The sequence below is a fragment of the Actinokineospora guangxiensis genome (assembly GCF_042657845.1).
Taxonomy (GTDB): Bacteria; Actinomycetota; Actinomycetes; order Mycobacteriales; family Pseudonocardiaceae; genus Actinokineospora; species Actinokineospora guangxiensis.
The window spans coordinates 204,195-220,919 of the sequence record NZ_JBHSKF010000003.1; the positions used below are offsets into that span (position 1 = coordinate 204,195).

Here is a 16,725-nt window from a genome sequence, read left to right on the forward strand (position 1 = left end):
CCCGCCACAGTCGGCCAAGCATGCGCGCGCCGCGGTGGCGGCGCACCGCCCGAAGGGGTGCGCGGAAGGGCGCGTTATCAGGGGCAGTTGACCCATTCGTCGGTGCCGTCGGTGAAGCGCTGGTGCTTCCAGATCGGCAGCCGGGCCTTGACCTCGTCGACCAGGTCGGCGCAGGCGGCGAACGCGGCGCCGCGGTGGTCGGCGGAGACGGCGCAGGCCAGGGCGGTGTCGCCGATGGACAGCGGGCCGACGCGGTGCGAGACCGCCAGGGCCCGCAGGCCGCGGTGGCGGGCGGCGATGTCGGCGGCGACGGCGGCGATGACCTCCTGAGCGCTCGGGTGGCCCTCGTAGTCCAGCGCGGTGACCCCGCGCCCGCCGTCGTGGTCGCGCACCACCCCGGCGAAGGTGACCACGGCGCCCGCCGAGGCGTGCTCCACCAGCTCCGCGTGCGCGGCGACCTCGATGGGCGCGTCGGTGACGTCCGCGCGCAAGACCAAAGCCCGCGGCTCATCGGCACCAGCGGCGAGCCGCTCATCGGAACCAGCGGCGGGCCGCTCGTCGGGTACAGCGGCGGGCCGCTCGTCGGGTACAGCGGCGGGCCGCTCGTCGGGTACAGCGGCGGGCCTCGGGTGGTCGCCGCCGCGCAGCTGGTCGACGGCGTGGTCGAGGACGCCGTCGAGCACGCCGATGCCGTCCTTCACCCCGCCGCGGGAGCCGGGCAGGTTCACCACCAGCGTGCGGCCCGCCACGCCCGCTAGGCCGCGGGACAGGACCGCGGTGGGGACTTTCGGCAGGCCCGCGGCGCGGATCGCGTCGGCCAGGCCGGGGATCTCGTAGTCCAGGACCGCGCGGGTGGCCTCGGGGGTGCGGTCGGTCGGGGTGACGCCGGTGCCGCCGGTGGTCACCACCACGTCCACCCCAGCGCCCACGGCCGCGCGTAGCGCCGCCCCCACCGGGTCGCCGTCGGGGACGACGTCGGCGTCGGGCACCGCGTAGCCGCGCCCGCGCAGCCACGCCACGATCAGCGGCCCGGTGGTGTCCTCGTAGACCCCGGCGGCGGCCCGGTTGGACGCGGTGACCACGCGCGCGGTGCGGCTCACCTGTCCCACTCCCCGCTCTTGCCGCCGTGCTTGTGCTCGACCCGCACGCCGTCGAGCACGGCGCGCGGGTCCACCGCCTTGATCATGTCGTGCAGGGTGAGACCGGAGACGGCGACCGCGGTCAGCGCCTCCATCTCCACGCCGGTGCGGTCGTTGGTGCGCACCGTCGCGGTGATGACGACGTCGGACTCGCCGAGTTCGAACTCCACCTTCACCCCGGACAGCGCGATCGGGTGACACAGCGGGATCAGTTCGGGGGTCTTCTTCGCCGCCATGATCCCGGCTATGCGCGCGGTGGCCAGGGCGTCGCCCTTGGGCAGCCCGTCGCGGCGCAGCAGCGCCACCACGTCCGGCGTCGTGCGCACGGTGCCCGTGGCGACCGCCGCGCGCGCGGTCACCGCCTTCCCGGAGACGTCGACCATCCGGGCTGCCCCGGACTCGTCGACGTGGCTCAGCTCACCCACGGTCGAAATGCTACGGCTACTGCGATCCCGCGACCTTGCGGACGGCCTCGGCGACCGCGGGCGCCACCGCCGCGTCGAACACCGAGGGGACGATGAACGACGGGTTGAGCTTGTCGCCGTCGACCACGTCGGCGATGGCGTCGGCGGCGGCCAGCAGCATCGCGTCGGTGATGGAGTGGGCCTGGGCGTCGAGCAGGCCGCGGAAGACGCCGGGGAAGGCCAGCACGTTGTTGATCTGGTTCGGGTAGTCCGAGCGGCCGGTGGCGACCACGGCGGCGTGCTTCTGCGCCTCCAGCGGGTCGATCTCCGGGTCCGGGTTGGCCAGGGCGAACACGATCGCCTTGTCGGCCATGGTGGCGACCTGCTCGGCGCCGAAGAGGTTGGGCGCGGAGACGCCGATGAAGACGTCCGCGCCGACGAGCGCGTCGTGCAGCCTGCCGGTGCGGCCGTCACGGTTGGTGTTGGACGCCACCCACCGCAGGTTGGCGTCGGTGTCGCCGCGGCCGCCGTGCACGATGCCGTCGACGTCGACGGCGATGATGTCGGCGGGGGAGCGCTGCAGCAGCAGCCGGATGATCGCCGACCCGGCCGCGCCCACCCCGCACACCACGATCTTGGCCTCGGCCATGGACTTGCCGACCACGCGCAGCGCGTTGCGCAGCGCGGCGACCACGACGATGGCGGTGCCGTGCTGGTCGTCGTGGAAGACCGGGATGTCCAGCTTCTCGCGCAGCCGCCGCTCGATCTCGAAGCAGCGCGGCGCGGCGATGTCCTCCAGGTTGATGCCGCCGTAGACGCAGGCGATCAGCTCCACGGTGCGGATGATCTCCTCGGTGTCCTGGGTGTCCAGGCACACCGGCCAGGCGTCGACGCCCGCGAACTTCTTGAACAGCGCGGCCTTGCCCTCCATCACCGGCAGCGCGGCGGCCGGGCCGATGTTGCCCAGGCCCAGCACCGCGGAGCCGTCGGTGACGACGGCCACGGTGTTGCGCTTGATGGTCAGGCGGCGCGCGTCCTCGGGGTTGTCGGCGATGGCCTGGCAGATGCGGGCCACGCCCGGGGTGTAGGCGCGGGAGAGGTCGTCGCGGTTGCGCAGGGCGACCTTGGCGCTGATCTCGATCTTGCCGCCGAGGTGGACCAGGAACGTGCGGTCGGAGACCTTGCGCACGTGCACGCCGTCGAGCGCCCCGACGGCGTCGGTGATGTCGCGGGCGTGGTCGGCCGACAGCGCGTTGCAGGTGATGTCGATGACGACGCTGTCGGTGTGCGAGTCGACGACGTCGAAGGCGGTGATGACACCGCCCGCGCGGCCGACCGCGCTGGTGAGGTCCCCGGCCACGCCCGCCGACGGCGGGGCATCGACGCGGATGGTGATGGAGTAACCGGGGCCGGGAACTGGCATGGCGGAGGGCCTTCCGAAGTGGACTGTGCGGCCCGCCGACCCTACCTCTGCCGGTTGATCTCGGTGCTCGGGTGCACGTAGGGCACCGACTCCAGCGGGAACGTGACGTCGCCGTAGGGGGACAGAGCGCCCTGGCGGTCGGCGACGAGCTCGGACACCGGGTGGGCGCCGTTGTCGTCGTCGGCCTTCCAGCTGGGGTCGATGCGGTCGGACTTGGCGGCCTTGCCCACTGTTCCTCCTCGGCTGAGCGGCAGTACCCGAGGTTACCGGAGGTGCGTATACCGTGGTCAGCGTGTCCACCCTCACCGAGTGGCTGCGCGCCGCGGACGAGTCCCGGGTGGTCGCGCTGCTGCGCGCCCGGCCGGACCTGGCGACGCCGCGCCCGGCGGACACCACGGTGCTCGCGGCGCGGGCGGCCAGCCGGGCCTCGGTCGCGCGCGCGGCCGACGGCCTGGACACCGCCACGCTGGCCGTTCTCGACGCCCTCCTCGTCGCCGGGGCCGACGCGGGCCCGGTCCCGCTCTCCGCGCTCGGCGTCGGCCTGGCGCCCGAGCGGGTCGATGACGCCGTCGGCGTGCTCTGCGGCCTGGCGCTGGCCTGGCGCGACGGGCCGGACGCGCCGGTCGCGCTGGTGCCCGCGGCGCGCGAGATCGGCGACCTGCCGCCCGCCACGCCCGAGCCGCGCCCGGAGTCGGTGCCCGACCTGCTGGCGGCCTTGGCCCCCGAGGAGCGCCAGGTGCTCGGCGCGCTGGCCACCGGGACCGGCGTCGGCCGCACCAGGGACGCGGCCTTCTCCGGGGCGGCCGAGGACGCGATCACGCCCATCCAGCGCCTGATGGCCAAGGGCCTGCTGGTCCGCCGCGACGACGAGACGGTGGTGATGCCCGGCCAGGTGGCCGTCGCCGTGCGCGGGGCGCCCACGTCGCTGGCCGAGCCGCCGCTGCGCACCGCGGCCCGCACCTCGGTCGACGCGACCGCGGCGGGCGAGGCGCTGGAGGTCGTCCGCCACGTCGAGGCGCTGCTGCGGCTGTGGTCGGCCGAGCCCGCGCCGGTGCGCAAGGCGGGCGGGCTCGGGGTGCGCGAGATCCGCAGGGTGGCCAAGGCCGCCGAGGTCACCGAGGCCAGGGCCGCCCTGCTGGTCGAGCTGGCCGCCGCGGCGGGCCTGGTCGGCGACAGCGGCGAGGCCGAGCCGGAGTGGGCCCCGACGACGCTGGCCGACTCGTGGCTGACCGCGGGCCAGGCCAACCGCTGGGCCGCGCTCGCCGCGGGCTGGGTCGACCTGCCCAGGCTGCCGGGCCTGGCGGGCCGCAAGGACGGCAAGGACAAGCTGCTGGCCCCGCTGTCGGACGACCTGCGCCGCCCGCCCGCGCCGCTGGAGCGCACCAGGGTGCTGCGGGCGCTGGCCGAGCTGCCGCCCGGCACCGGGGTCGTCTCGGCCGAGGAGCTGGCCGCCGTGCTGGCCTGGCGCGCCCCGCGCCGCGGCGGGCGGCTGCGCGACGACGTGGTGCGCTGGACGGTGGCCGAGGCGACCGCGCTGGGGGTCGTGGCGCTGGGCGCGCTCAGCGACCCGGGGCGGGCGCTGCTGGACGAGGACGTCGCCGCCGCGGCCAAGCGGATGGCCGCGGCCATGCCCGAGCCCGTCGACCACGTCCTGGTGCAGGCCGACCTGACCGTCGTCGCCCCCGGCCCGCTGGAGCCGGACCTGGCCGTGCGGGTGGCCGAGGCCGCCGAGCTGGAGTCCGCGGGCGGCGCGTCGGTCTACCGGGTCACCGAGACCTCGCTGCGCAGGGCGCTGGACGCCGGGCGCACCGCCGAGGACCTGCACGAGCTGTTCCGCACCCGCTCGCGCACCCCGGTCCCGCAGGGCCTGAGCTACCTGATCGATGATGTCGCCCGCCGCCACGGCAGGCTGCGCGGCGGCGCGGCGTCCTGCTTCCTGCGCTGCGACGACCCCGCGCTGCTCACCGAGGTCCTGGCCAACCCGCTGCTGATCGCGCTGCGGCTGCGCCGCATCGCGCCGACGGTCGTGGTCAGCCAGGCCCCGCTGCTGGATGTGCTGGAGGAGCTGCGGGCGGCCGGGTTCGCCCCCGCCGCCGAGGACACCGAGGGCCAGGTGGTCGACCTGCGGCCCGCCGGGCGGCGGGTGGCGGTGCCGCCGCGCGCGGCCCGGCGCCCCGCCGCGCCCCGCGCCGTCGACGCCGAGGCGCTGGCCGAGCTGGTGCGCCTGATGCGCTTGGGCGACCAGGCCGCGTCCGCGCGGCACGGGCGCGCGGTCACCCCGGGCGCGGGCCTGGGCGGCACGTCGGCGAGCACGGTCGCGGTGCTGACCGAGGCCGCGCGCTCCGGGCAGCGGGTCGTGGTGTCGCTGGTGGACGGGCACGGCATGGCGTCCAGGCACGTCATCACCCCGACGCGGGTCGGCGCCGGGGTGGTGGAGGGGGTGGCGGGTGAGCAGACGCACCGCCTGCCGCTGCACCGCATCGCCGCGGTCGCGCTGGTCGAGGAGTAGGAAAGGCCGAACCCCACCCGCCGGGGGACTGCGGGTGGGGTCCGGAGCTTCACCGCCCCGAAGGGCGCGCGAACTACTTCGTGGCGATCTTCTGACCCACCAGGATCAGGTTCGGGTCGCCGATGTAGTCCTTGTTCTTCTCGTGCAGGGCGGCCCAACCGCCCTCGACCTTCAGCTCACCGGCGATCTTCGACAGCGAGTCGCCCGCCTTGACCGTGTAGTCGCCCTTGGGGTGGTTCTTGGCGACGACGGCCACCGGGGCCGGGGTGTAGCTGCGCTGCTGCTGCGGCGCCTGCTGGGTCTGCCGGCTCTGCTGACCCGTGGACCGCTGCTGGGGCTGGCTGTAGGTCTTCTTCTGCACCGGGGCCGCCGAACCGCCGCGCTTGCCGCACGACGGCCACGCGCCGATGCCCTGGGTGCGCAGCACGTTCTCGGCCACGCGGATCTGCTCGCCGCGAGAGGCCTGGTGGGGCATACCCGATCCGCCGTTGGCGCGCCAGGTGCTCGGCAGGAACTGCAAGCCGCCGTAGTAGCCGTTGCCGGTGTTGATGGCCCAGTTGCCGCCGCTCTCGCACTGGGCGATGGCGTCCCAGTTGACGCTGTCGGCGGAAGCGGGGCTCGCGGCCAAGGCCATCGGGGCGCCGAAGGCGACACCGGCCACGACGACGCGGGCCAGGGTGCGCTTGACGGACGACTTGCGGTGCTTACCTTGATAACCCATTGCCGTCTCTCCTCCCGCGCCTCCGTGCTGGCGGGCGGGTCCGCACTCGTGACCCGTCCGGGACCGCCGTCCCGGCCGCCACGCCTCGCGGCCGTCGCGGCCCGCTCGTCGTGGTCCCTCGTTCCCTGCCCGGAAGTTCGCTTTCGCTCGGGGTTGGTTCCCAGGAGGCCGCCGGACAGGGGCTCGGCGCCACGGTCTCCCGGGTGGTGCTCGGCTGGTTCGGGGACCAACCGGAAGCGACGGTACGTAACCGTCGGGGGTTGCGGAAATCGAAGAGAATGTGTCCGTGGTCACGGTAACGGCAGGCAACTTGCGTCGATCGCAGCTAAACCCGCAGGTGGAGCGTTCTGAAGGGCGCCGTGATGCGGCTGTGTCCTACCCGAGATAATTCACTCTAAGTGAGGTTTGGGTCACGTCTCGGCCGAGCGCTGGGCCGATCCAGCGACTACCCTCCCGCGAACGGCGGGAGGACGTCGAGGCCGTCGCCCTCACCGAGCGGGTGCTCCCGGTCGCGCACGGCGACGGAGTTGAGCAGGAAGCTCGCGGCGGCGAGCACCTTCTCCAGAGCCCGGCCGTGCCGGTCGCCGAGCGCGGTGATGGCCTCGGCCACCGTCGCGGGCGCGGGCAGCGCCACATCCTCTTCCGCGACGCCCGCGGCCGCGCGCGCACCCGCGAAATACCGCACCCGCACCGTCACCGAACCCACCGGGGTCACCGCCTCAGCCGCCGATCGCGCTCATGGGCCGGATCGGCTGGGCGAAGCCCGCCTCGTTGATCCGGTGGCCCGCCAGCTTGCCCCACATCGCCGTGCGCCACAGCTCGGCGACCTCCTCGTCGGAGGCGCCCGCGCGCAGCGGGCCGCGCAGGTCGGTCTCGTGCTGGCTGAACAGGCACGAGCGCAGCGCGCCGTCGGCGGTCAGCCGGGTGCGGTCGCAGTCGGCGCAGAACGGGCGGGTGACCGAGGCGATCACGCCGACCTCGGCGGGCCCGCCGTCGACCAGCCACCGCTCGGCGGGGGCGCCACCGCGCGGGCGCGGGCTCTCGCTGAGGGAGAACTCCTCGGCCAGCAGGCCCAGGATCTCCTCGGCGGTGACCATGTTCGCCCGGTCCCAGCCGTGCTGGGGGTCCAGCGGCATCTGCTCGATGAAGCGCAGGTGGTAGCCGTTGTCCAGGCAGTGGCGCAGCAGCGGCACGGCCTCGTCGTCGTTGACCCCGCGCAGCAGCACGGCGTTGACCTTCACCGGGGTCATCCCGGCGTCGCGGGCGGCGGCCAGCCCGGCCAGCACGTCGGCGAGGCGGTCGCGGCGGGTCAGGGCGGCGAAGCGGTCGCGGTCGAGGGTGTCCAGCGAGATGTTGACCCGGTCCAGGCCCGCCGCGGCGAACTCCTGCGCCCGGCGGGCGAGGCCGATCCCGTTGGTGGTCATGGAGATCGTCGGCCGCGGGTCCATCGCCGCCGTCGCGGCGATGACGCCGCCGATGCCCTTGCGCAGGCTCGGCTCGCCGCCGGTGAACCGGACGTTGGTGACGCCGAGGCGGGTCACGGCGATGCCGAGCAGGCGCAGCAGCTCGGCGTCGGTGAGCATCTCCTCGCCGGGCATCCAGTTCAGGCCCTCGGCGGGCATGCAGTACGTGCAGCGCAGGTTGCACCGGTCGGTGAGCGAGACCCGCAGGTCGGTGGCGACCCGGCCGAAGCGGTCCACCAGCCCGGGTGCGTCCGGCCGGTCCGCCGCGTCCGCCCGCCCCGGCGTCGTCCGGCCGGGAACGGCGGGGAGTCCGAGGTCGACTGAGGTCACCCCTTGAAGCGTAGTCCGGGGAAAGAGCGGTCGGGTGTGTCGTGGGCCGCTCGGCGGCAGTGCATGGCAAGCGTTTGCGGTTCAGGGGTCTCCACTATGGCGCGGATGCGGCTTTCCGAGGGTGACAGGTCCGCATCACCGGATCTGGTATCCGATCCGCGAGCGCTCGCCAGGAACCGGTTCCACGCGGCGGTCACCGGGCGGACCTGTACTCGGTAGCCTGCGCACCATGTGGGCGTACCTGATGGACATGGACGGCGTGCTCGTGCACGAGGAGCACCTGATCCCGGGCGCGGACCAGCTCGTCGCCGAGCTCACGGCGAGCGGCACGCCGTTCCGCGTGCTCACCAACAACTCCATCTATACCCCGCGCGACCTGCGCGCCCGCCTGCTGCGCACCGGGCTCGACGTGCCCGAGGAGGCCATCTGGACCTCCGCGCTGGCCACCGCCCGCTTCCTGCAGACGCAGCGCCCCGGCGGCTCGGCGTTCGTCATCGGCGAGGCCGGGCTGACCACCGCCCTGCACGAGATCGGCTACGTCCTCACCGACCGCGACCCCGACTACGTCGTGCTCGGCGAGACCCGCACCTACAGCTTCACCGCGATCACCAGAGCCATCCGGCTGGTCGAGGAGGGCGCGCGGTTCATCGCCACCAACCCCGACGCCACCGGCCCGAGCCGCGAGGGCTCGCTGCCCGCCACCGGCTCGGTCGCCGCGCTGATCGAGCGCGCCACCGGCCGCTCCCCGTACTTCGTCGGCAAGCCCAACCCGCTGATGATGCGCTCGGCGCTGAACTCCCTCGGCGCGCACTCGGAGACCACGCTCATGATCGGCGACCGGATGGACACCGACGTGCGCAGCGGCCTGGAGGCCGGGCTCAAGACCATCCTGGTGCTCACCGGCATCTCCACCCGCGACACCGCCGAGCTGTACCCGTACCGGCCGAACCGGGTCATCGACTCGGTCGCCGAGCTGGTCGGCCGGTCCCACGATCCGCTGGGCGAGGGCGCGTGAGCGTTCGCTCGCCTAGGGTCAGTGCCGTGCAGCCGATCCCAGGGCCGACCTACGTGGTGGGGGATGTGCACGGCCACCGCGCCGCGCTGGCCGACGCGCTGCGCGGACGCGGCCTGCTCGACCTGGACGACGCCTGGGCGGGCGGGACGGCGCACCTGTGGTTCCTGGGCGACTTCGTGGACCGCGGCCCGGACGGCATCGGCGTGATCGACCTGGTCATGGGCCTGTCCGCGCAGGCGGAGGCGGCGGGCGGCAAAGTCGAGACGCTGCTGGGCAACCACGAGATCCTGCTGCTGGGCATGCACCGCTTCGGCGAGACCGAGGTGCCGTCGGACTTCGGCCCGCGCAGCTTCGCCCGCAGCTGGGAGATGAACGGCGGCCTGCGCTCCGACCAGGACGGCCTGACCGCCGAGCACGTGGAGTGGCTGGTGTCGCGGCCGGTGCTCGCCCTGGTGGGCGAGGACCTGCTCATGCACTCCGACACCTTGGAGTACCTGGCCTGGGGCGCCGGCATCGAGGAGATCAACGCGGGCATCCAGGAGGTGCTGCGCGGTGACGACATCGTCGAGTGGTGGGAGGTGTGGCGGCGGATGACCACCCGCTACGCCTTCCGCGGCCCGGAGGGCGAGGACATCGCCGACGAGGTGCTGGCCGCGCTCGGCGGGAGCCGGGTGGTGCACGGGCACAGCGTGATCGCCGACCAGCTCGGCGTCCTGCCCGCCGACATCGACGGCCCGTACTCCTACGCGGGCGGCAAGGTCCTGGGGGTGGACGCCGGGCTGTTCGTCGGCGGTCCGTGCCTGGTGGTCCGGCTCGACCCGGGCCCGGACGCGCCGGCCGGGTCAGCCTGCGGGGACGATCCGGGAGCCGAGCGGGATGAGCGAGACCGGGATCATCTTGAAGTTGGCGATGCCGAGCGGGATGCCGATGATGGTGACGCAGAGCGCGATGCCGCTGACGATGTGGCCGATGGCCAGCCACCAGCCCGCGAAGATGATCCAGACGACGTTGCCGACGGCTGAGGCCACGCCCGCCTCGCGGTGCACCTCGATGGTGCGGCCGAAGGGCCACAGCGCGTAGTTGGCGATCCGGAACGACGCGATGCCGAACGGGATCGTGATGATCAGGACGCAGCAGATGATCCCGGCGAGGACGTAGCCGAGGAACATCCAGAAGCCGGACAGGACCAGCCAGATCAGGTTCAGCAGGGTGCGCATGTCCCCATTGTCCAGGAAGCTGGCAGGTGCCCGCGTGAGCGCGGTCCGCTTAGCGAAGGGACGGCCGATGATCAGCTACGCATCCGGGACCTCCACCGCCGCGCTGCTCGGCGAGACCATCCCGGCGAACCTCGCGGCCACCGCCGCCCGCCACCCCGACCGCGACGCGCTCGTGGAGTGCGCCACCGGCCGCCGCTGGACCTACGCGGAGTTCGCCGCCGAGGTCGACCGGGTCGCCCACGGCCTGCTGGCGCTGGGCGTCGGTGTGGGCGAGCGGGTCGGGATCTGGGCGCCCAACTGCGCCGAGTGGACGCTGACGCAGTACGCGACCGCCCGCATCGGCGCGGTGCTGGTGAACATCAACCCCGCCTACCGGGTCTCGGAGCTGGAGTACGTGCTCAACCAGGCGGGCGTGCGCACGCTGGTGGCCGCCGAGTCGTTCAAGACCTCCGACTACCGGGCGATGGTCGAGCAGGTCCGCCCGTCCTGCCCGGCGCTGCGCGATGTGGTGCTGATCGGCGCCGACTTCGCCGATCTGCCGCGCGACGGAGATCCGGCCGCGCTGGCGGCGATCGAGCTCTCCGCCGACGACCCGATCAACATCCAGTACACCTCGGGCACGACCGGCTTCCCCAAGGGCGCGACCTTGTCGCACCACAACATCCTCAACAACGGCTACTTCGTCGGCGAGCTGTGCGGCTACACCGAGGCCGACCGGATCTGCCTGCCGGTGCCCTTCTACCACTGCTTCGGCATGGTGATGGGCAACCTCGCGGCCACCTCGCACGGCGCGTGCATGGTGATCCCCGCGCCCGCCTTCGACCCGGTCGCCAGCCTGCGCGCCTGCGAGCGGGAGCGCTGCACGTCCCTCTACGGCGTGCCCACCATGTTCATCGCCATGCTGGCCGAACTGGGCGAGCACGACCTGTCCTCGCTGCGCACCGGGATCATGGCGGGGTCGCCGTGCCCCGCGGAGATCATGAAGCAGGTGATCGACCGGATGGGCATGACCGAGGTCACCATCTGCTACGGCATGACCGAGACCTCCCCGGTCTCCACCCAGACCCGCGCCGACGACTCCGTGGAGCGCCGCGTCGGCACGGTAGGGCGGGTGCACCCGCACCTGGAGGTCAAGATCGTCGACCCGGCGACCGGGCGCACCGTGGCGCGCGGCGAGCCCGGCGAGTTCTGCACCCGCGGCTACTCGGTGATGCTCGGCTACTGGGAGGAGCCGGAGAAGACCGCCGAGGCGATCGACGCCGCGCGCTGGATGCACACCGGCGACCTCGCGGTGATGGACGACGACGGCTACGTGCGCATCACCGGCCGCATCAAGGACATGGTCATCCGCGGCGGCGAGAACATCTATCCGCGCGAGGTCGAGGAGTTCCTCTACACCCACCCCGACGTGCTCGACGCGCAGGTGATCGGCGTGCCCGACCAGCGCTACGGCGAGGAGCTGATGGCGTGGGTGCGGATGCGCCCGGACGCCGAGCCGCTGACCGCCGAGGCGGTGCGCGAGTTCTGCTCCGGCAAGCTCGCCCACTACAAGATCCCGCGCTACGTGCACGTGGTCGATGAGTTCCCGATGACGGTCACCGGCAAGGTCCGCAAGGTGGAGATGCGCGCCGCCGCCCTGGACATCCTGGACCTCCCGGCGGACGGGCGCGGGTAGGTTCGGCGGTGTGCGCGATCTGGTGGTCGGCTTCGACCTGGACATGACCCTCATCGACGCCCGGCCCGGCATGGTCGCGGTGATGCGGACCCTCGCCGAGGAGAGCGGGCTGCCGCTGGACGCCGAGCACTTCGGCGCGAACCTCGGCCCGCCGCTGGATGAGGTGCTGCGCGGCTTCGAGGCCCCCGAGGAGCGCATCCCCGCCCTGGTGGCGCGCTGGCGCGAGCTGTACCCGCGGGTGGTGATCTCGGCCACGACGCCGATGCCGGGCGCGGCGGACGCGCTGGCGGCGGTGCACGCGCTGGGCGGCAGGACGATGGTGGTGACCGGCAAGCACGGGCCCAACGCGAGCCTGCACGTCGAGCACTTCGGCTGGCGGGTCGACGTCGTCGTGGGCGGCTTGTGGGCCGCGGCCAAGGGCGACGTGCTGCGCGAGCACGGCGCGGCGGTCTACGTCGGCGACCACGAGGGCGACGTGCTGGGGGCCAAGGCGGCGGGCGCGCTCGCCGTCGCGGTGCCCACCGGGCCGTGCGACGCGGACATGCTGCTGGCCGCGGGCGCCGACGTCGTCCTGGCCGACCTGACCGAATTCCCGGACTGGCTGAAGGCGTTCCTGGCCCAGAGCTAGCGCTTGCGCACCGCGTGCACGACGGCGACGCCCATGCCGATCGGCAGCGCCATGGTGACCGCCCAGAGCCAACTGGCTTGCCGGTCGAGCGCGCCGAGCACGAAGATGGAGATCACCGCCAGCAAGCCGATGGCGAACAGCGCGACGGCGACGGTCATCGTCCGGGGGGCGGTCATGCCAGCAGGATAGTTCGCTGCGGGCGTAGCCCCCGCGCGGTGATACCGGGAGGGGGACGAGCCGATCGCGCTCCTGCCGGCTTAGTCTGGACAGCACGCGTCCCGGCTGGTGCCCAGGACGCGTTCGTCTTGCGGGGGTGGCGATCCGCCCGCGCACGGCGGTTGGGGAAGACGACGAGGGAATGGTGAGTGCGGTGCCGACCGGCAAGGTCAAGTGGTACGACACGGCGAAGGGCTTCGGGTTCGTCACCCAGGACGGCGGCGAGGACGTCTACGTCCGCGCCTCCGCGCTGCCCGCGGGTGTCACCGGGCTCAAAGCGGGCCAGCGCATCGAGTTCGGCGTGGCCGACGGCCGCCGCGGTCCGCAGGCGCTGTCGGTGCGGCTGATCGACGCCCCGCCGTCGGTGGTCGAGGCGCGCAGGCGCCCGGCCGAGGAGCTGCACGGCCTCGTCGAGGACATGATCAAGATGCTGGAGTCGACGGTGCAGCCGGACCTGCAGCGCGGCCGCTACCCCGACCGCAAGGTGGTCAAGCGGGTCGCCGAGGTGGTCCGCGCCGTCGCGCGGGAGCTGGACCCGTAACCGGAAGTGCCTACGCCGCGGGCGGCTCGCCTGCCTGCAGCACCCAGTAGCCCGTGGGGACGGGTGTCTCGCCCTGCACGATCGCCAGGCGCTGCACGGCGGCGAAGAGGAGCCGGTCGCCCTCGTTCGGCAGTTCCAGCGTGTACGCGAACTGCTTGAACTGGCCGGGGACGAACAGCTTGCTGCTGCCGTCGACGCGCTCGCCGTCGCGGTCGAGGTAGGAGAACACCACGCCCCACGGCTCGGCGGCCAGCGACGGCGGCACCGAGATCTGCACCGGGTAGCCGGGGCGGATGTCCAGGGTGACGACGGCGTCCTCGTCCTCGTCGCAGGTCAGCGTGGCCAGGTCGCAGAGGATCTGCGGGTGGGCGCGCACGGCGGCGCCGTCGGCGTAGAAGGTCACCTCGGGCGGGGGCACCGCGCCGCATCCCGCGGCGAGGGCGGCCAGCGCCGCGCCGAGGACGGCCAGGAGCTTGGTGGACGTGCGCACGGACCCAGACCCTACGGGGCCCGGTCGGCGGGTCCGGGCGGCGGACCCTCGTGCAGTGGTGCCGCCCGCCAGCCCGCGGGCGGCTTCTGCACCGGCAGCGCGCCGGTCTGGTCGGGCCGGATCGGCCGCTCGCCGCCCAGGCCGGGGATCAGCGACTGCCCGCGCCGCGACAGCAGCGTCTGCGCGATGCCGACGCCCAGCAGCAGCGACACCACCAGGAAGCCCAGCCACCACATCGGCGGCAGCAGCACGCCGGTCGCGCCGCCGAGCACCCAGCTGAGCTGGAGCACCGTCTCCGAGCGGCCGAACGCCGACGCCCGCGACGCCTCGGGCAGGTCGTCCTGGATGACCGCGTCGAGGCTGTTCTTGGCCAGCGCGCTGGCGATCGCCCCGACGAGGCCGACGATGGCCGCGGTGGTGATGCCCGCGGCGAAGGTCGCCACGACCGTGGAGGTGAGCGCGGCGATGGCGCAGCCGATGACGACCTGCTCGGGTTTGCCGACGTGCACCCGCGCGCCGACGGCGTTGCCCACAAAGCTGCCCAGGCCCGCCGCGCCCGCGATGACGCCGAGCAGCAGCACCTGCTGGAACGCCTCGGCCTCGTACTCGGCGCGCACGGCGAACGCGGCGAACATCATCAGGAAGCCGGTGAGCACCCGGATGGTCCCGTTGCCCCACAGGGCGACGACGATGTGCCTGCCCATGGGTTGTCGGTGCGCCTTGCCGGGGTGCGCCTTGATCGAGGCGGGCACCTCGCCCTCGGTGACCTCGACCCACGCCGGGATGCGCAGCGCCTGCGCCGCGCCGACCAGGCAGACCACGACCGTGAACCACAGCGCGCCCGGCGAGCCGAACAGATTGGTCAGCCCGACGGCCACCGCGCCGAACACCCCGCCGGCGAACAGACCGAACACCGTCAGCCGGGCGTTGGTCTTGGCGAGGGTGATCTCCGGTGGCAGCACTCTGGGCGTGACCGCGGCCTTGAGCACGGTGAACGATTTGGACAGCACCATCTTGCCGAGCGCGGCCGGGTAGAGCAGCCACGTCTCGAAGTTCAGCGCCATGATCAGGCACATCAGCGCCTGACCCGCCGACACCGCGCACATGGCCAGCCTGCGCCCGCGCTGGATGCGGTCGAGCGCGGGCCCGATGATCGGGGCGACCAGCGCGAAGGGCGCCACGGTGATCAGCAGGTAGAGCGCGACCTTGCCCTTGCTCTCCCCGCTGGCCGCGGAGAAGAACAGCGTGTTGGCCAGCGCGACGGCCATCGCCGCGTCGCTGGCGTAGTTGAACATCGTGGCGTAGGTGAGCGCGGTCAGCCCGGACTTCTCCGCGCCGTCGGCCCCTGCCGCCTTGCGGAAGGCGGTGACCGCCTGCGTGGTCAGCTGCTTGCTGCGCAGCGCCGCGACCCGGGTGACCGTCAGCTTCTTGGGGTACCGCGGCGACCCGGGAACCTCGTCGGTCGGCCGATCGGACGGGTCGGCGCGGTCGCCGGGGCGGGCGGGGAGGTGGTCGTCGTGCCCGTCCTCGTCGTAGCGGGACGGGCGGCGGCGCGGCTCGTAGTCGCCGTAGTTGCCGTGGTCGCCGTGGTCGCCGTCGTAGCGAGGCTGCTCGTAGCGGGCGGACTCGCGGCGCGGCGGCTCCCGGTGGGAAGGCTCCCGGTGGGAAGGCTCCCGGTGGGAAGGCCCCCGGTGGGAAGGCCCGTGGTCGCGCTCGCCGCGCCCGGCCTCGTCCCAGCGCCGCGCGGGCGGCCCGTCGCTCCAGTGCCGCGACTCCCTGGGCCGCGACGGCCGACGGTCCTCGTGCTGGTCGGCGTACCGCCGCGGGTAGCGCTCGTCCTCCCGCCACGGCGGCCGGGGCCGCGGGCCGGACGGGTAGTCGTGCGGGTACCGGTCGCCGAAGGTCTCCAGTTCCGGCTCGTCGTGCCGGTGGTCAGGGCGCTCCTCGGCCTGCCCGTAGGGCTTGGTGGGCCGCTTGCGCGGCGGCGGCTCGCTGGGACGCCACTCCGGCTGCGGCGCGTCCGTCCAGCCCTTGCGCCCGCGCTTGCCGCGGCGCGGGGGCTGATCGGGGGAGCCGGACCGAATCACACCACCCATCCTGCCGTATCCGAGGTCTTGACACCGGCGGGATGTGCGAGATAGCGCTCCGCCCCGCCGCCGTGGCTACCCGTCCGCCTGCTCGAAGCGCACCCGGAACATCGTCGGCCACAGCTTCCCGGTGACGAGGAACTCCTCGGTCCCCGGCACGTGCGCGATGCCGTTGAGGACGTCGGTGGCCGCCCGCTCGTCGGCGCTGAGCAGACCGGAGAGGTCGGCGGCGGCGACCACGGCGCCGGAGTCCGGATCGATGCGCACGATCCGGTCGGTCTGCCACACGTTGGCGTACACCGACCCGTCGACGCACTCCAGCTCGTTGAGCCGCAGCAGCGGCTCGCCGCCCTCGGTCACCTCCACGGTCCCGACGGGCTCGAACGTCGCAGGGTCGCGGAAGGTGAGGGTGGCGCTGCCGTCGCTCATGACCAGCCGCCCGCCGTCGTGGCACAGCCCCCAGCCCTCGCCGGGGTAGCCGACCCTGCGCAGCTCGGCCAGGCTCTCCCGGTCGCGCTCGATGGCGATGCCGTGCTGCCAGGTCAGCTGCCAGATCCGGTCGCCGACGACGGTGATGCCCTCGCCGAACATGTCGTGGGGCAGCGCCGTGCGGGCGCGCACCTCGCCGGTCTCGGGGTCGGTCGCGCGCACTTCGGAGCGCCCGACCAGGCCGGTGCCCTCGTAGAGGACGCCGTCGACCAGTTCCAGGCCCTGGGTGAACGCCGTCGGGTCGTGCGGCACCTCGGCGACCACGTCGACCCGCAGCTCGACGACGCCGGGGGCGGGCGGCTCGGACGTGCAGGCGGCGAGCAGCAGGGCGAGCGGGAGCAGGGCGAGCGGGCGCACCGGACCAGCCTGGCACGCGCG

17 protein-coding genes and 1 pseudogene are annotated in these 16,725 nt (G+C 73.7%); 6 read left to right on the forward strand and 12 right to left on the reverse strand.

The genetic code is table 11. From position 1 onward, the window contains the following. Positions 1 to 77 precede the first annotated feature (77 nt). Genes ACFPM7_RS07810 through ACFPM7_RS07825 form a run of 4 tightly spaced genes read right to left on the reverse strand, consistent with a single transcriptional unit; the run spans position 78 to position 3,196 of the window. Positions 78 to 1,100, reverse strand: a complete 1,023-nt coding sequence (locus ACFPM7_RS07810) for a molybdenum cofactor biosynthesis protein MoaE (protein ID WP_378245422.1) — start codon at positions 1,098 to 1,100, stop codon at positions 78 to 80. Next, positions 1,097 to 1,564 (reverse strand): cyclic pyranopterin monophosphate synthase MoaC, encoded by a 468-nt coding sequence (moaC, locus tag ACFPM7_RS07815; RefSeq protein ID WP_378245424.1) that lies wholly within the window; start codon positions 1,562 to 1,564, stop codon positions 1,097 to 1,099. The genes ACFPM7_RS07810 and moaC overlap by 4 nt, the downstream gene beginning before the upstream one ends. A gap of 16 nt (positions 1,565 to 1,580) precedes the next feature. Continuing rightward, positions 1,581 to 2,966 (reverse strand): NAD-dependent malic enzyme, encoded by a 1,386-nt coding sequence (locus tag ACFPM7_RS07820; protein WP_378245426.1) that lies wholly within the window; start codon positions 2,964 to 2,966, stop codon positions 1,581 to 1,583. Positions 2,967 to 3,007: 41 nt separating this feature from the next. Continuing rightward, positions 3,008 to 3,196 carry a hypothetical protein gene (locus ACFPM7_RS07825; protein WP_378245428.1) on the reverse strand — a complete coding sequence of 63 codons (189 nt, stop codon included), beginning with the start codon at positions 3,194 to 3,196 and terminating at the stop codon, positions 3,008 to 3,010. Positions 3,197 to 3,258: 62 nt separating this feature from the next. Between ACFPM7_RS07825 and ACFPM7_RS07830 the strand changes: the two genes are divergently transcribed. After that, positions 3,259 to 5,475, forward strand: a complete 2,217-nt coding sequence (locus ACFPM7_RS07830; RefSeq protein WP_378245430.1) for a helicase-associated domain-containing protein — start codon at positions 3,259 to 3,261, stop codon at positions 5,473 to 5,475. Positions 5,476 to 5,548: 73 nt separating this feature from the next. Here the strand turns inward: ACFPM7_RS07830 and ACFPM7_RS07835 are convergent, their stop codons facing one another. The 3 genes from ACFPM7_RS07835 to moaA form a co-directional block, all read right to left on the reverse strand. Then, positions 5,549 to 6,196 (reverse strand): transglycosylase family protein, encoded by a 648-nt coding sequence (locus ACFPM7_RS07835; RefSeq protein ID WP_378245432.1) that lies wholly within the window; start codon positions 6,194 to 6,196, stop codon positions 5,549 to 5,551. Between the two features lie 445 nt (positions 6,197 to 6,641). Then, positions 6,642 to 6,893, reverse strand: a complete 252-nt coding sequence (locus tag ACFPM7_RS07840; protein WP_378246309.1) for a MoaD/ThiS family protein — start codon at positions 6,891 to 6,893, stop codon at positions 6,642 to 6,644. Between the two features lie 22 nt (positions 6,894 to 6,915). Then, positions 6,916 to 7,989, reverse strand: coding sequence for a GTP 3',8-cyclase MoaA (gene moaA, locus ACFPM7_RS07845; protein WP_378245434.1), 1,074 nt, complete (start codon positions 7,987 to 7,989; stop codon positions 6,916 to 6,918). Between the two features lie 229 nt (positions 7,990 to 8,218). On the opposite strand from moaA, the gene ACFPM7_RS07850 reads away from it, so the two are divergent. Together ACFPM7_RS07850 and ACFPM7_RS07855 are read left to right on the forward strand one after the other, a co-directional pair. Continuing rightward, positions 8,219 to 9,004, forward strand: coding sequence for an HAD-IIA family hydrolase (locus ACFPM7_RS07850; RefSeq protein ID WP_378245436.1), 786 nt, complete (start codon positions 8,219 to 8,221; stop codon positions 9,002 to 9,004). A gap of 35 nt (positions 9,005 to 9,039) precedes the next feature. After that, positions 9,040 to 9,834 (forward strand): annotated as a pseudogene (locus ACFPM7_RS07855) (metallophosphoesterase); the annotation flags it as partial. A 12-nt stretch (positions 9,835 to 9,846) separates the two neighbouring features. Here ACFPM7_RS07855 and ACFPM7_RS07860 read toward each other — a convergent pair. Then, positions 9,847 to 10,221, reverse strand: a complete 375-nt coding sequence (locus ACFPM7_RS07860) for a YccF domain-containing protein (protein ID WP_378245438.1) — start codon at positions 10,219 to 10,221, stop codon at positions 9,847 to 9,849. A 67-nt stretch (positions 10,222 to 10,288) separates the two neighbouring features. Here ACFPM7_RS07860 and ACFPM7_RS07865 point away from each other — a divergent pair, with 67 nt between their 5' ends. Beyond that, a complete protein-coding gene (locus ACFPM7_RS07865) occupies positions 10,289 to 11,896 on the forward strand; it encodes an AMP-binding protein (protein WP_378245440.1) in 1,608 nt (535 codons plus the stop codon). A gap of 19 nt (positions 11,897 to 11,915) precedes the next feature. Further along, positions 11,916 to 12,524, forward strand: coding sequence for an HAD family hydrolase (locus ACFPM7_RS07870; RefSeq protein ID WP_378246311.1), 609 nt, complete (start codon positions 11,916 to 11,918; stop codon positions 12,522 to 12,524). Here the strand turns inward: ACFPM7_RS07870 and ACFPM7_RS07875 are convergent. Then, entirely contained in the window at positions 12,521 to 12,700 is a 180-nt protein-coding gene (locus tag ACFPM7_RS07875; RefSeq protein ID WP_378245442.1) for a hypothetical protein, read from the reverse strand. The genes ACFPM7_RS07870 and ACFPM7_RS07875 overlap by 4 nt on opposite strands. 194 nt (positions 12,701 to 12,894) lie before the next feature. Here ACFPM7_RS07875 and ACFPM7_RS07880 point away from each other — a divergent pair, with 194 nt between their 5' ends. After that, complete coding sequence (locus ACFPM7_RS07880; RefSeq protein WP_378245444.1) at positions 12,895 to 13,281, forward strand: cold-shock protein; 387 nt, start codon at positions 12,895 to 12,897, stop codon at positions 13,279 to 13,281. Positions 13,282 to 13,291: 10 nt separating this feature from the next. Here ACFPM7_RS07880 and ACFPM7_RS07885 read toward each other — a convergent pair whose 3' ends face one another. The 3 genes from ACFPM7_RS07885 to ACFPM7_RS07895 form a co-directional block, all read right to left on the reverse strand. Next, positions 13,292 to 13,771, reverse strand: a complete 480-nt coding sequence (locus ACFPM7_RS07885) for a DUF2771 family protein (RefSeq protein ID WP_378245446.1) — start codon at positions 13,769 to 13,771, stop codon at positions 13,292 to 13,294. A gap of 11 nt (positions 13,772 to 13,782) precedes the next feature. Further along, entirely contained in the window at positions 13,783 to 15,858 is a 2,076-nt protein-coding gene (locus ACFPM7_RS07890) for an MFS transporter (protein ID WP_378245450.1), read from the reverse strand. 75 nt (positions 15,859 to 15,933) lie between these two features. Next, positions 15,934 to 16,704 carry a glutaminyl-peptide cyclotransferase gene (locus tag ACFPM7_RS07895; RefSeq protein WP_378245452.1) on the reverse strand — a complete coding sequence of 257 codons (771 nt, stop codon included), beginning with the start codon at positions 16,702 to 16,704 and terminating at the stop codon, positions 15,934 to 15,936. Positions 16,705 to 16,725: the final 21 nt, after the last annotated feature.